Below are 13834 nucleotides of genomic sequence, written 5' to 3'. Positions count from 1 at the left end.
ATATCGACAAGTTTAAAAACAACAAAGGCGCTGAATGCGCCTTTGTTGGGTATTGAAGTGCTGCTTATGCTGTTTTAGCCATGGATATGGTTAGCTAAAAACAAAGTTAAGCCATAACCTATGCAATAACATAATAGTAAAGCTGGTACATATTTTAAGTAGCTTACAAATGTCAGCTCTTCTACTTTGCTCATGGCGATAATACCCGACGCAGAACCGATGATAAGTAATGACCCACCGACTCCGACAGCGTAGGTTAAGCTTAACCACTGCGCCGTGGTTAACACAGGATCTGCTTTTAATAACGCCGCAGTTAATGGCACGTTGTCTAATAGTGCTGAGCCCATACCTGTAAAGAAGTTAGAAATACTTGGATTGTACATTCCGTACACATCGGTTAGCAGGTTAAGTGTGCCAATTTCTTTCAGCATGCCGACCAATAATAAGATCCCTAGAAAGAATAATAAGGTATCAAATTCAACCTGACGTATGTATTCAAGTACCTGTACTTCTTCGCTGTTACTCTTGTTCGTGCGGCCCACTAAGAACATCACTGACAAACCGAATAAGAAGGTTAATACTGGTGGAATACCAAACAATACGTTAAGTACCATGGTTAAAATAATGGTCGCGAAGAAAATGCAGCCAATAACGATATCGACCGTATTGTAATTTTGTTCAACAGGTGTGGTACTCACACGGCCTTCGGCTTTAAGTGAAAATAATACCGCCAGTAAACCCACACTTATCCCAGCAGGTATGAACAAAATCAGTAACTCAGAGATATGCACTTTACCGGCTAAGAAAATCATTAATGTAGTCACATCACCAGTAATAAGTGCAACACCACCAGAGTTAACCGCAAAAATAATCAACACTGCCATACGGCGACGCATTTGGCTGTCTAAATTGAACGTGGTGAGCAATCCCAAAGACACTAAGGTGGCCGTTACGTTGTCACAAAAGGTTGATAGCACCAACGAAAACATACCCACTTGCAACATCAGCATGCGCACTGACACTTGTTGTGGGAAGATTTTCTGCACTAATACCTGGATCATACCCTTAGCATTAAGGTATGCGACAAAGGTCATGGTCGACATTAAAAACAACCACAGAGTGGCAATTTCTAATAAGTTTTCATTGAGCTCTTCACCTACCAATTTACTGTTTTCTGGACTACCAGAGGCCATAAAGAGGGTGATCCAGGCAACGCAGCCAAGGAACAAGGTGGTTTTTGCTTTATTAATATGGGTAACTTCTTCGAGCACGATACTTAACAGTGCAAGCACCGCAAGTGAGATAAGAAAGGTATGTAGCATGACTGCAATTCCAACTTTGTGTTGTAGGTAATTAAGCTCATTACCGTGAATTTCTGCTCACTTAATACAAACCGTGTTTTAAGGTTCAATTAAGCTTGTTTTTGGCGGTGCGATCACATCACACCACGGGCGTTTTCGCAATATAGATCACAGTTTTTTTCGTTAATTATCGACCAAAGTCGTGGATAAAATAATGAACACGGGAAAAGGGGATAGGAATTTGTTAACACAAATAAAAATAGGATAAACAACTTAGTTGTTTATCCTATTTTTGTTATCAACTATGCGCTTAACGTAAAATGGCGTTAAGCCTTAGCATGATTTACTTCATAGCAGCAAAAATACGGTCAACAGCGGCTAATGTGTATTCAATTTCTTCATCGCCATGAGCCATAGATAAGAAGCCTGCTTCATAAGCGCTAGGCGCTAAATATATGCCTTCATCTAACATTGCATGGTAAAAATGACGGAAATGCTCCATGTTACATTGAGTGACTTGAGCAAACGAGGTCATTGGTGCAGTGTCTTCAGTAAAGAAGAAACCAAACATGCCGCCAGCATAAGTAATGCTTAACGGAATACCGTGCTTGTCTGCAGCCGCTTTAAAGCCTTGTGCAACACGTTTGGTTTTATCGGCAAGCGCCTCATATAAACCAGGCTCACATAATGCCTCCAGTTGCGCTAAACCTGCAGTCATTGCAATTGGGTTACCCGATAAAGTACCCGCTTGGTAAACTGGACCCGTTGGAGCAATATATTGCATCACGTCTTTACGGCCACCAAAAGCACCGACAGGCATGCCGCCGCCAATCACTTTACCTAGTGTCGTTAAGTCTGGCGTTACGCCATAGAAGCCTTGTGCACCGCTCATAGACACACGGAAACCTGTCATGACTTCATCGATGATGAGTAACGCATTGAATTCATCACAAATCGCTCGTAGGCCTTGTAAGAAACCGTCTACAGGTGGAATGCAGTTCATGTTGCCAGCAACAGGCTCAAGGATAATACAAGCGATATCGTCTGGGTGTTGTTCGAAAATAGCACGCACAGAATCAAGGTCGTTGTAGGTTGCTGTTAACGTGTGTTTAGCAAAGTCTTCAGGGATACCAGGCGAGCTTGGCTGACCAAGCGTTAATGCACCAGAACCTGCTTTAACTAACAAACAGTCTGCATGGCCGTGGTAACAACCTTCAAACTTTAAAATGTTGTCGCGATTAGTAAAGCCGCGGGCTAAACGAATGGCGCTCATGGTCGCTTCAGTACCTGAGCTCACCATACGGACCTGCTCCATTGATGGCACCATCGAGATGACTTTTTCAGCCATTCTGACTTCTAATTCAGTTGGCGCACCAAATGACAAACCATTTTCTACAGCCGCTAATACAGCTTGACGAATTTTAGGGTGATTATGGCCTAAAATCATCGGTCCCCATGAACCAACGTAGTCGATATATTTTTTACCGTCAGCATCGAATATATAAGCACCATCAGCTTTTTCGATAAATAACGGCGAACCACCAACACCATTAAAGGCACGAACGGGTGAGTTAACGCCACCTGGAATGGTCTTTTTAGCCTGTTCAAATAATACTTCGGAACGGGTCATGTCTAATCCTTAATATAGTGTGCCAATTATCTATCGGCTTTACGTGAATACCAGTTTACTGGGCACTCATACTTTTCGAGTTGATTTTCAACTCCAAGTGTTAATGCAAAGAGTGCCATACGGATAAGTAAGCCGTTGTCGGCTTGTCTAAAAATAGCCAAACTTGGATGGCTGTTTAAATCATTGTCGAGCTCGTTTGCTTGTGCGCGCGAATCTCGTGGTAACGGGTGCATAATCACAGTATTAGACTTGCAGTGCTGTGTGTAAATATTGTGATTTAAGCGAAATTTGCCGCGATACTTGTTCGCTTCTTCTTGTGACGGAAAACGCTCTTCTTGAATGCGGGTCAAATACAAAATGTCGGCATGATGTAAATTACCTTCAAGTTGCTCTGTTATTGTGATCTTATGGCCAGCATTTTCAATGTCGGCGATCACATAGTCAGGCATTGCTAGCTCACTGGGTGAAATCAATGTGAACTTAATATCTTTATGCATACAAAGTAAGCGCGATAAAGAGTGAACTGTTCGGCCATATTTTAAATCACCTACCATGGCAATGTGCATACCGTCGATGCCCATACCTGCGTGGCTGAGCTCTTTTTTAATGGTAAACAAGTCAAGCAAGGCTTGAGTAGGGTGCTCATTTGGACCATCGCCACCATTAATGACTGGCACTCGGCTGCCTTCTGCGAACTCTTTTACTGAATAAGCATCGGGATGGCGCATGGCAATCACATCAGAATAAGTCGACAGCACTCTGGCGGTATCATAGAGCGATTCGCCTTTTGATAATGACGACGATGCCATTCCGGTGGTTTCACGAACATGGCCACCCAATAAATTAAATGCACAGCCAAAGCTGACGCGAGTACGGGTACTAGGTTCAAAAAACAGGTTACCTAAAATAGCGCCCTCTAACACCTTGGTGCGTTTTTCACGCAATGCGTAAGGGGTCATTTTATTAGCGACGTTAAAAATAGTGTTTATTGAATCCAGATCTAACTGGCTTACGGAAAGGATATGTGAACCTTCGAACTGCATCATCAGCCTGATTTCCAGAGTGTAGGGTAAAATAGTCACCAAAACAGCGTGCTATTTTACCGTTATTTATAGGGTATTTATCGGTTTTTTTTATCATGTGGCTGAGGCAAAATTGTAGCAGAAAATAAACAGCAGATAAATATGCTGGTCGAGATTCACTTACTGCGAAATAGAACAAATCAGTGACGTTTATTGGCGGTGTATTCACGGTATATTCTGGCGCCGCAGGTTAATAAAACACCTTTAAATTTGCCCTGAACGGATTTCTTGCAATAAGTTTGTCCAGCTAATTACCCCAACTACTTTTTGGCCATTGGGATTATTGGGGCTGTCGCGATAAATATACACTTCACCTGAACGTTTTGCCGCTAAAGCTTCATAGGCTTCGTTGAGTGTGGCACTGTCTGGCAATCCTGGCATAGGGTGACGAGACAAGGTGGTTGAGTCTTCAAAAGACTGCATTTCGAGGCGTAACATTTCTATTTGGCCTTCGCCATTTCGCACCAGTACAGGTCTTCCCTCGGCGCGCTTTAATACTTCAAGCAGCAGTTCATCGTCATCGTTTACAATCACAAAGCGGCGGTCCATTAATACCCTTACCCCTTTCTTTTGTAAGCCCTGGTTCAATGGTGCAACCTTGTACCCCAGCCCCATAATGTCTAATTGTTTTAAGAAAATAGAGCTAGTGTTAAAACCCTGGTAAGCCACCAAAAATGCCGGAATGGTAATAAACATCGCCGGTAAAATAATGGATGTGTCATTGCTCAGTTCCAGCAAGGCCACCAGTGCAGCTAATGGTGCGCTTAAACAAACGCCCATCATTGCGGTCATGCCAATGACGGTATACAAGCCAACATAAGGCGCAATCGATGGAAATAACAAACTACTTAAAATAGCCAAAATAGCGCCCACTAACGCCCCAATACCATAAAGTGGGCCAATTAATCCACCGGGTACGCCAAAACCAATGGCGGCGATTGTGGCCAGCATTTTTGCCAGCAGTAAGCCAATTAAAAACAGCAGGCTAGGGTGTTCGCTAATGGCTTCATGAATAGCAAAGTCACCAGAACCTAACGCTTGTGGCATCACTAAGCCAATTAATGTGGTGATCGTCGCGGCAATGAGTAATCGGTAAATTAGCGGCCACTTTTGACCTCTTGCTGTTACGGTTAACAGTGAAAAGTTAAACAGTGCCGCAACGCAGCCCAGCACCACACCGCCGATAAGTAAAATGGGATAGTGGTCTAGTGGAATACGGATGACATTAATCAGCTCGTATTCATGCACGTTACCAAACACCAATTGGCTCGATACTGCGCCGCAAATGGCCGATAACATAATCGGGAAAAAATAATGGATTTTGTATTCGCGTACGATGACTTCAAATACAAATAATACGGCCGCGAGTGGCGCGTTAAAGGTTGCAGCAATCCCTGCGGCTATGCCGCTTGCACACATAATACGCACACTATTATCTGGCAAGCTGAATTTCTCTGCCATCACACTGGCGCTTACTGCGCCAAGGTGGATCGCCGGGCCTTCTTTACCAACAGAGAAGTTACTCATGAGGGCAATTAAGGCCTGAAAAAATTGCCCTGCAGCAGATTGCAGAGGTACTTTGCCATAATGTAACTTAAATCGATGCAGAACATAGGCAATGCCCATACGGCGGTAACGCTTTGAGCCTAGTAATGACAATAACCAAATTAATGCCGCGCCAATCAACGGCAGATAACTTCGCCAGTCCGTTAATGTTGAACTGATAGTATTCGTGTCCGAAAGCAGATATTGTTCTGCCCAAACTAGGCTTAAGCGAAACAGAATAATGACCACAGAGGCTATTATTGCAAACAGCAGAGCCAGTGCACAAAGTTGTACACTAATTTTGGCTTGAGACAGTTTATCTCTAAATTCATTGTGCAGATATTTGCGCGCCGCTCTTTTGGCGTGAATAATAGCGACTTTATTTATCTTAAATTGCACTGTTTAGCTCTAGGCTCATTGGCATTCGAATTCTTTAAAAGGTTGTTACCTAATGTTAAATTATCACCGTTGGTTAGACAGACTGCAAGTTTTAGAACGTAAAAATAGGACATCGAGCAAATACTTACTCAGCTTAGTGCTGGTGTCATTTCTATTGGGCGCCGTCAGTTTTAATCTTTGGCTGTCGTTTGCTCCAGAGGCAACGCCCAATAGTGCCAGTGGCAAGCGTAAATTATTACAGCAACTTGACGAGCAAGCTCAAGTCTTAGCCAGCCGTAATATGGCATTAAGTATTGCTGAAAATGCCAATAAAGAAATGCAAGATATGTTTAGCCAACAACTGACTCAGCAAAAAGCGTTAGAAAAAGAACTCGCATTTTATCGTAGTGTGATGGTGACCGATGCCGACGTTGAAGGCGTTGCCATTAATACCGTAGAGCTAGTGCAAGGTGTGAGTGCCGAGCAATTTCAATTACGAATCGTGCTCACTCAGTTACAAAAACGCAAAGCGAAAGTGAAGGCCAGTGCAGAGGTGACGTTAATAGGAAGCCAAGATGGCAAGTCCAGTTCACTGTCATTAAATAAGTTATTGAACAAAAAGTTAGATTTTGAATTTAGTTATTTTCAAATTATGGACAGCGATATTGTTCTACCTGTAGGGTTTAGCCTGCAAAGGATAGCCGTTAAAGTGAAGGTGAATGCGAGTCGCGGCGTTAAAGGCGGTGCTATTGAGCAAACCTATAATGTGCCTGAGCTATTGATGGGTGAAAAAGAACTGCGGGTAATACTTGAACAAAATAGTCAGGTAAAGGATAATTCTTAGTAGACACCGAAGTAAGAGGTAGTAATGACTGAACAAACTGATGCAGCAATGCCGATCCAATTTACCGATGCTGCAGCAACTAAGGTAAAAGGGCTGTTAGAAGAAGAACAGAATCCTGAATTAAAACTACGTGTATACGTTACAGGTGGTGGTTGCTCTGGTTTTCAGTATGGCTTTACGTTCGATGAAAAAGTCAACGAAGGTGACTTCACTATTGAAAAGCAAGGCGTACAACTTGTTGTTGATCCAATGAGTCTTCAATACCTTATGGGTGGCGAAGTGGATTATACATCTGGCCTTGAAGGTTCTCGTTTTTTTGTTAAAAACCCGAACGCAACGACAACCTGTGGTTGTGGTGCGAGTTTCTCGGTGTAATCGTTATATCCGAAACTTCTTGTTGGGTGACAAACCTATAATAAAAAAGCCGTCGAGAGACGGCTTTTTTGTATCATTTTAGCGAGAAGGTTAACCGCTAATAATATTGAAGTTAATGCGTGACTTAAACCATGCTTTGACCTTGGTATTAAAGCTTATCCACACTTGTAGCATCCCCACAGCGATAAGCACGCTATAAAGAATCCAGTCTGGCACCACTGTTTGGAACGCACCAAAATCCACGGTGGTAGGCCCAGCGTCAAGGTTATCAGGGTCGTACATAATAATCGGTAGCATACTGCAAAGCATGAGTTGAAGCAGACTGTAAACCCGCAATAAATACAATGCCGCTTTTTGCCGGCCCATAATGCCGAGCACTAAAATCAGTGTTAATACGCATAACATCGCACTGAGTTCTGACATTGATTGAGCAGCAATTAGACCGCCAACCGAGGTAATGACATAAACCAACATTAATGCGACTAGTCGCTTTGGTATGCTTGGTTTGGCCGCATCAGTAGTGGTGACTGGCTGAGTTGATTCTTGGGTCATTATGCTCTATTCAATTTTTTGTGCAGATTAATGCTTAGCTTGCGACTTTGGTGTTAAACGTTCGTTCACTTCGTAGGGTGGAACAACCACGCCTAAGTCTTCTTGAACTGGGAATACCGCAATAAATAAATCGTCATCTTCCATGCCGCTCACCCAGCGTTCTTGGAATTCTGACAATGGAATTGCCAATGGTTCGCACTCATTCCATTCGTCAACCGCCCAAAGTGCGGCAGTTTCTTCCGATGGCCACATCGGGATGCAATCTTCATCTTCGGTGGTTAGCATGACGCAACCATCTTGATCTTGCAGAGTCCATATGGTTTGTTCTGCTTTAACTTGCTCAACCATATAATCGTAACGGCCTTCTGGCGTAAGATTCATTAACTCAGATACACTTTTAACTTTGTTGCTCATATTGACTCTCATTAATTAGTAAAGGCTTTGCTAAACCCAATCGATTTGGCAAATTTGCGGTCATCATAACATTGAGGCCCGCATTGAAAAAGTTATCTTGCTCTAAAACGACCACCCAGTACGGCAGCGCGCGATGCGCCAGTGACTGCCGGTAAGTTTGCTGGTAAGTCGTTGTGATGACGCATAGCGAGCCAGGCAAAGGCAATGCCCTCAACCCATTTAGCATCTACGCCTAAACCCGCTGTGGTGTCCATTTTATAACCTGGGACTAATCGCGCTAAGCGTTGCATTAACTCGGTATTCAGTGCGCCGCCGCCACAAACAAACAACTCGCCAGTCGTCGACAGCTTATTAATATCATTGGCAATGCTGTGGCAGGTTAGGTCGAGTAAGGTTGACTGAATATCTTCCTGGTCTAAGTGGCTATAATCTGCTAATTGTTGCTCAAGCCATGCCTGGTTAAACAGTTCTCTGCCTGTGCTCTTAGGCGCAGATAAAGAAAAATAAGAATGTGATAACAGCTGTTTAAGAAATTCTGGATGAGTTTCACCTGAGGCTGCCCACGCGCCATTTTCATCAAATGCGTGGCCTAAACTCTGGTTAACAAAGTAATCAATTAGGGTATTGCCTGGGCCGGTATCAAAACCGAGAACATCGTCGCTGTTGCCTGGCAAGTAAGTAATGTTAGCGATACCACCAATATTTAAAATGACTCGCGTTTGCCCTTGTTTAGCAAAGACTTGCTGATGAAATGCGGGTACTAGCGGTGCACCTTGGCCACCCAGCGCAATATCTTTGCGTCTAAAATCGGCAATGACATCGATGTTGGTTTCAACAGCGATGGTATTGGGGTCACCAATTTGCAGGGTAAAGCCCATTTCTAAATTAGGCATGTGACGCACAGTTTGTCCATGCGATCCTATTGCGATAACTTGCTCTGCGGTGATATCGGTTTTTGCCAGTAAGTTATTCACGGCTTGGGCAAATAATTTACCGACACTGCGATCAAGGCGACCTAAGCGATTTATTTCATCATCGGTTGCAGCTTGGCATAAGCGCTGTAAGCCTTTTAACAAATGGCCCGGAATTGCTTCAGTATGGCCGGCAATTAATTTGGGTTGCTCAGCTGTAAAATCAACTAACACGGCATCGACGCCGTCCATGCTGGTGCCCGACATCAGGCCGATAAAATATTCTGGCTTAGACATGAAATACTCTCTGTACTGAAGTCGCGAGCAAGGCAAGCAAATTAATTGCTTGCCAATTGCTGCTGTTGATTTGATTTTAATTGCGCCATTAACTGTTTACTTAAAGTCGAAAACTTGCCTTTTTCGCTGCGGTTAATGGGCATTGATTTAGGTAAATCTATGGTGCGTGGATTGCGATGTACACCGTTAACAATGAACTCATAATGTAAATGGGCGCCAGTTACTCGACCTGTTTTACCTAAAGTACCAATCACTTGACCTTGCTTTACCGTTTCACCACGATTTACTTTGCGTTTGGTTAAATGCAAATATTTGGTGGTGTAGGTTTCGTTGTGTTTAATGAACACATAGTTACCATTAAATTGGTTATACCCAGACTCAATCACTTTGCCTTTACCGGCGGCTTTAATCGGTGTGCCGATGGCTGCAACATAATCAACACCACGATGGGCCTTGATTTGACCTGTTACCGGGTGCAAACGGCGTGGATTAAAGTTAGAACTGACATATTTAAAGTCGACTGGCGAGCGTAAAAACGCTTTACGCATGCTGTTGCCGTTTTCTGAATAGTATTCACCGTCGGTATAACGCACTGCAGTATATCGTTCGCCCTGGTTAATAAACTCAGCGGCTAAGATATTGCCGTTACGTAAAAATTGGCCGTCGGCATATTCTTGGTCAAACAATAATGAAAAATGATCGCCTTTGCGAATATCTAAAGCAAAGTCGACATCCCAGCCAAAAATGTTGGCCAGTTCCATAATGTGATTTCCTGACAAGCCTGCGTCAGCGGCGGCATTCCAAAAATTGCTTTTAATGGTGGCGGTAATAAACGAGGTACGACTTTGCACTTCTTTGGTGTTTACCACTTCTTTGTATCGGTCATTGTTATGACTGATCACTAAGGTAGACACTTTATCCATGCGGTAGCTCAGTTCTTTTAACTCACCTAAATCATTTTTGCTGATGGCAATTTCTTCACCCGGCATAATGGTAAGCAAATTCTTTTTCGCTAAAGGCAGTTGAGTAATGTCATACACATCTTTAGCGGTTAACCCTGCACGGCTGAATAACCCCCCTAAAGTGTCACCTTTTGCGACTTCATAATATTCAACGGTGTAATCATCGTTGCTCGCTTGCTGTTTTATTTTTGCTTTTTGCTTGGCGAGTTGGTTATCAATATCATTGAGTACTCCATCGACGCCCTCTGGGCGGGTTTGCAGCATCGCGAGGTGTTGTGCAAATGCCTCGTCGTCAGCGGTTTCAGATACCGCCTCATGTTCGTTCACATTTTGTGGTGATAATGTACTGTTATCAAAGATATTGTCGGCAATCTCTTCTTGCTCAACATCTTTGTCATCTGTAGGGGCTGTAGGCGTTCTAAAGGCCAACGGTGCAGAATAACGAGTATCGTTTTCTGTGGTGTTTTTATCTGTTGATTTGCTCACTAATTGGGTTTGTTTAGATGCTTGAGCATCTTCCGATGGAAACATCAGAATAATAGTGGTTAACATCACTAATAATGACAGTGTGATTTGATGTGCTTTTGGCAACAATGTGAATAAAGTTAGAAGCTTTGCCATTGACTCAGGTACCAATTTCTCTCTAGTGTTGTTATCTGCTAAGTGTACACTCTTTCATTTGCCGTGGCTAACAAGTAACATAGACCTCTTTATTTTTTGTGCAAGCCCTGGGAGTTGCAGTAGAGATGGCGAATTTAGATCAAGTATTGGCAGAGATTAAGCGCGGTACCGATGAGATATTACTTGAAGCGGATTTGCTTGAGAAACTGAAAGAAGGGCGCCCATTACGCATCAAACTAGGTGCTGATCCTACCGCTCCAGATATTCACTTAGGTCACACGGTTATTTTAAACAAAATGCGCACTTTTCAAGAACTCGGTCACGAAGTGATTTTCTTGATTGGCGATTTTACGGGCATGGTCGGTGATCCTAGCGGTAAAAACAGTACCCGTCCTCCATTAACTCGTGAGCAAGTGCTTGCTAACGCTGAAACCTATAAAGAGCAGGTCTATAAAATTTTAGACCCGGCTAAAACACGTATCGAGTTTAACTCTAGCTGGTTAGAGCCATTAGGCGCCGCTGGGATGATCCGTCTAGCATCGCAACAAACCGTTGCCCGTATGATGGAACGTGACGATTTTAAAAAGCGTTATTCGTCTGGGCAAGCCATTGCTATCCACGAATTTATGTACCCATTACTGCAAGGCTACGACTCTGTTGCGTTAAAGGCCGATGTTGAATTAGGCGGTACAGATCAAAAGTTTAATCTATTGATGGGGCGTGAGCTGCAAAAAGCAGAAGGGCAAAAACCACAAACTGTGATCATGATGCCACTGCTTGAAGGACTTGACGGCGTTAAAAAAATGTCTAAGTCGGCGCACAACTATATTGGCGTGAGTGAGCCTGCTAATGAAATGTTCGGCAAGATTATGTCGATTTCAGATGATTTAATGTGGCGCTACCTTGAGCTGTTATCTTTCCGTCCTCTTGAAGAACTTGCACAGTTTAAGTTAGACGTTGAAAACGGCACTAATCCACGCGATATTAAGATTTTATTGGCCAAAGAAATCATTGCGCGTTTCCATGATGAAGCGCAAGCACAAGCAGCACACCAAGCCTTTATCGATCGTTTTCAAAAAGGCGCGATCCCAGATGACATCGAAGAAGTGGTGTTAGAAGCGGGTGAAGGCTTAGCGATTGCTAACTTACTAAAAGATGCTGGCCTTGTGGGGTCAACATCAGACGGTATGCGGATGATTAAGCAAGGTGCGGTGAAGATGGATGGCGAAAAAGTGGAAGACAGTCGTCAAAGCTTTAATGCCGGCCTAGAAGCGGTATTCCAGGTGGGCAAGCGTAAGTTTGCTAAAGTGATCTTGAAGTAATGCTTTAATCACTCGTAAAAAAACGGCTTATTAAGCCGTTTTTTTATGTTTGAAATTTATTATTATCTACTGCGACTCAAGTTGATCTGACATGGTTTGATAATCCATTAAATCCATCTGCTCTATCAAACGTTCGGTATTGTTATCAAATTTAAGCGTCGTGACACCGGGAACCGCGAGGTCAATAATTTTCCCCGGTTTGCCGAATTGATCACCCGGGCCTCGTAAACGATAACTGCCTATAATCACCACCAGCGAACCGGTATTAAACATATGTTCTATGTTTAAACGGTATTCAAGCACACCTTCATGGGCGCGTTGTAAAAAACCAATAATTTGTCGTCCACCTGTGTAGGTTGTATTGGCTGTTTTATCGAAAAAAATGGTTTCACGAGAATAAAAGCGTCGCAAAGTCGAATAATCATGATCGGTTAATGCTTCCATATATTTCATGGCAAGCTGCTGCTCTTTAGGCATATCTCCAATATTGGCGCTGATTGAAAAACTGCAGACTAAACAACATAATAGCAATATTATTCGCACATTAAATTCTCTTTGTTTTTAAATCGAAAGCGGGCAAAGACAAATGCCAGCGGATAGCGCTCAGTCGAATGATTAAGGTACTAATCATTGCGATAAACATCGATGTCATACTGTCCATGCCGACGCCCAAGCTTAAGGTATAACAAATACCACCGACGATGGAAGCGGTTGCGTAAATCTCGGTACGTAACACCATAGGCACCTGGCGGCACAGTAAATCACGAATAATGCCGCCACCGACACCGGTAATTAACCCCATAACGACGGCTATCATGCCAGATAATCCCATTAATAAGGCTTTTTCGGCGCCAATCACAGTAAACAATGCCAACCCTAAAGCATCGGCAACTGGCAAGGTTAGCGCAGGTAATTTATGCGGTTTACGCACGAGCACTAAACAGGCTAATACGGTCGCTAAAATGACGATGATGTAGTTAGGATCGCGGATCCAAAATACCGGTGTTGCGCCAATTAATGCATCGCGAATACTACCACCGCCAATAGCCGTTACTGAGGCAAGAACAATGACGCCAAACGGATCCATTCGATGTTTACCTGCCGCTAGTGCGCCAGAAAGCGCAAATACAGCGGTACCACACAAATCGAAAATATAGATCCACTGACTCATTTACTTAACTCTTTGAGGTGAATATTGAGTGCATCTACTGAGATGCGAATTTCAATCACCGATAAAATCAATGAATACAGTAACAGCAATAAACTTAAGCCAAACACCACTGAACCAGTTTGGTTAAAACCTGTGTAAATTAATATCATGCAAAGCACGCATAAGGCAAAACTACTCACGCCCGCTTCTTGCATTTTGCGGATAATAATAATGCGCTGACGTAAGTTTTTTATTTGGTCGCCCTGCACTGGTTTTTTATCGTTACTCAATTGACGGATTAATGCCGCCAGTGAAAAAAAACGATTGGTGTAGGCCAGCAGCAATAATGAGATAGCCGGAAATAGCAATGCTGGAGTCGTTAATGATACATGTAAATTGTTGAGCAACATGGTCTTCCTAAGCAGGTCTTTTAGCGGGTAATAGTCAACT

14 protein-coding genes are annotated in these 13834 nt (G+C 43.2%); 3 read left to right on the top strand and 11 right to left on the bottom strand.

The features are described from left to right. Positions 1–74: 74 nt before the first annotated feature. From nhaD to AC19MV_RS11045, 4 genes are all read right to left on the bottom strand, one after another. Positions 75–1322 carry a sodium:proton antiporter NhaD gene (gene nhaD / locus AC19MV_RS11060; RefSeq protein WP_498297136.1) on the bottom strand — a complete coding sequence of 416 codons (1248 nt, stop codon included), beginning with the start codon at positions 1320–1322 and terminating at the stop codon, positions 75–77. Positions 1323–1644: 322 nt separating this feature from the next. Next, positions 1645–2931: a glutamate-1-semialdehyde 2,1-aminomutase gene (gene hemL, locus AC19MV_RS11055; protein ID WP_498307560.1), complete on the bottom strand. Its 1287-nt coding sequence runs from the start codon at positions 2929–2931 to the stop codon at positions 1645–1647. A gap of 26 nt (positions 2932–2957) precedes the next feature. After that, positions 2958–3977: an aspartate carbamoyltransferase gene (locus tag AC19MV_RS11050; RefSeq protein ID WP_432399347.1), complete on the bottom strand. Its 1020-nt coding sequence runs from the start codon at positions 3975–3977 to the stop codon at positions 2958–2960. Between the two features lie 240 nt (positions 3978–4217). Then, positions 4218–5957 carry a chloride channel protein gene (locus AC19MV_RS11045; RefSeq protein WP_498307558.1) on the bottom strand — a complete coding sequence of 580 codons (1740 nt, stop codon included), beginning with the start codon at positions 5955–5957 and terminating at the stop codon, positions 4218–4220. Between the two features lie 52 nt (positions 5958–6009). On the opposite strand from AC19MV_RS11045, the gene AC19MV_RS11040 reads away from it, so the two are divergent. Then, complete coding sequence (locus AC19MV_RS11040) at positions 6010–6780, top strand: DUF6776 family protein (RefSeq protein ID WP_432399345.1); 771 nt, start codon at positions 6010–6012, stop codon at positions 6778–6780. A gap of 24 nt (positions 6781–6804) precedes the next feature. Then, entirely contained in the window at positions 6805–7155 is a 351-nt protein-coding gene (erpA, locus tag AC19MV_RS11035) for an iron-sulfur cluster insertion protein ErpA (RefSeq protein WP_160053015.1), read from the top strand. A 90-nt stretch (positions 7156–7245) separates the two neighbouring features. Here erpA and AC19MV_RS11030 read toward each other — a convergent pair whose 3' ends face one another. From AC19MV_RS11030 to AC19MV_RS11015, 4 genes are all read right to left on the bottom strand, one after another. After that, positions 7246–7707: a hypothetical protein gene (locus tag AC19MV_RS11030; RefSeq protein WP_498307556.1), complete on the bottom strand. Its 462-nt coding sequence runs from the start codon at positions 7705–7707 to the stop codon at positions 7246–7248. A gap of 27 nt (positions 7708–7734) precedes the next feature. Then, complete coding sequence (locus AC19MV_RS11025; protein WP_498297146.1) at positions 7735–8121, bottom strand: DUF2750 domain-containing protein; 387 nt, start codon at positions 8119–8121, stop codon at positions 7735–7737. A 92-nt stretch (positions 8122–8213) separates the two neighbouring features. Continuing rightward, a complete protein-coding gene (locus tag AC19MV_RS11020) occupies positions 8214–9329 on the bottom strand; it encodes an anhydro-N-acetylmuramic acid kinase (protein WP_498307554.1) in 1116 nt (371 codons plus the stop codon). Between the two features lie 41 nt (positions 9330–9370). Next, positions 9371–10912, bottom strand: coding sequence for a peptidoglycan DD-metalloendopeptidase family protein (locus AC19MV_RS11015; protein WP_498307552.1), 1542 nt, complete (start codon positions 10910–10912; stop codon positions 9371–9373). A 125-nt stretch (positions 10913–11037) separates the two neighbouring features. Here AC19MV_RS11015 and tyrS point away from each other — a divergent pair, with 125 nt between their 5' ends. After that, on the top strand, positions 11038–12234 hold the full coding sequence (gene tyrS / locus AC19MV_RS11010; protein WP_498307550.1) for a tyrosine--tRNA ligase: 1197 nt from the start codon (positions 11038–11040) through the stop codon (positions 12232–12234). Between the two features lie 66 nt (positions 12235–12300). Here the strand turns inward: tyrS and AC19MV_RS11005 are convergent, their stop codons facing one another. Genes AC19MV_RS11005 through AC19MV_RS10995 form a run of 3 tightly spaced genes read right to left on the bottom strand, consistent with a single transcriptional unit; the run spans position 12301 to position 13794 of the window. Next, a complete protein-coding gene (locus AC19MV_RS11005) occupies positions 12301–12777 on the bottom strand; it encodes a nuclear transport factor 2 family protein (RefSeq protein ID WP_432399339.1) in 477 nt (158 codons plus the stop codon). A gap of 1 nt (position 12778) precedes the next feature. Continuing rightward, complete coding sequence (locus AC19MV_RS11000; protein ID WP_498307548.1) at positions 12779–13405, bottom strand: trimeric intracellular cation channel family protein; 627 nt, start codon at positions 13403–13405, stop codon at positions 12779–12781. After that, entirely contained in the window at positions 13402–13794 is a 393-nt protein-coding gene (locus AC19MV_RS10995) for a DUF2721 domain-containing protein (RefSeq protein ID WP_160053023.1), read from the bottom strand. The genes AC19MV_RS11000 and AC19MV_RS10995 overlap by 4 nt, the downstream gene beginning before the upstream one ends. Between the last annotated feature and the right edge of the window lie 40 nt (positions 13795–13834).

It is taken from the genome of Shewanella sp. MF05913 (assembly GCF_059758095.1).
The sequence above is the reverse complement of the archived record's forward strand: the minus strand, read 5'-3'. Positions and strand labels throughout refer to the sequence as shown.

Bases quoted from the DNA above. Each gene is read 5' to 3' on its own strand.
- nhaD (WP_498297136.1), bottom strand. From the start codon at position 1,322: ATGCTACATACCTTTCTTATCTCACTTGCGGTGCTTGCACTGTTAAGT.
- hemL (WP_498307560.1), bottom strand. From the start codon at position 2,931: ATGACCCGTTCCGAAGTATTATTTGAACAGGCTAAAAAGACCATTCCA.
- AC19MV_RS11050 (WP_432399347.1), bottom strand. From the start codon at position 3,977: ATGATGCAGTTCGAAGGTTCACATATCCTTTCCGTAAGCCAGTTAGAT.
- AC19MV_RS11040 (WP_432399345.1), top strand. From the start codon at position 6,010: ATGTTAAATTATCACCGTTGGTTAGACAGACTGCAAGTTTTAGAACGT.
- erpA (WP_160053015.1), top strand. From the start codon at position 6,805: ATGACTGAACAAACTGATGCAGCAATGCCGATCCAATTTACCGATGCT.
- AC19MV_RS11030 (WP_498307556.1), bottom strand. From the start codon at position 7,707: ATGACCCAAGAATCAACTCAGCCAGTCACCACTACTGATGCGGCCAAA.
- AC19MV_RS11025 (WP_498297146.1), bottom strand. From the start codon at position 8,121: ATGAGCAACAAAGTTAAAAGTGTATCTGAGTTAATGAATCTTACGCCA.
- AC19MV_RS11020 (WP_498307554.1), bottom strand. From the start codon at position 9,329: ATGTCTAAGCCAGAATATTTTATCGGCCTGATGTCGGGCACCAGCATG.
- AC19MV_RS11015 (WP_498307552.1), bottom strand. From the start codon at position 10,912: ATGGCAAAGCTTCTAACTTTATTCACATTGTTGCCAAAAGCACATCAA.
- tyrS (WP_498307550.1), top strand. From the start codon at position 11,038: ATGGCGAATTTAGATCAAGTATTGGCAGAGATTAAGCGCGGTACCGAT.
- AC19MV_RS11000 (WP_498307548.1), bottom strand. From the start codon at position 13,405: ATGAGTCAGTGGATCTATATTTTCGATTTGTGTGGTACCGCTGTATTT.
- AC19MV_RS10995 (WP_160053023.1), bottom strand. From the start codon at position 13,794: ATGTTGCTCAACAATTTACATGTATCATTAACGACTCCAGCATTGCTA.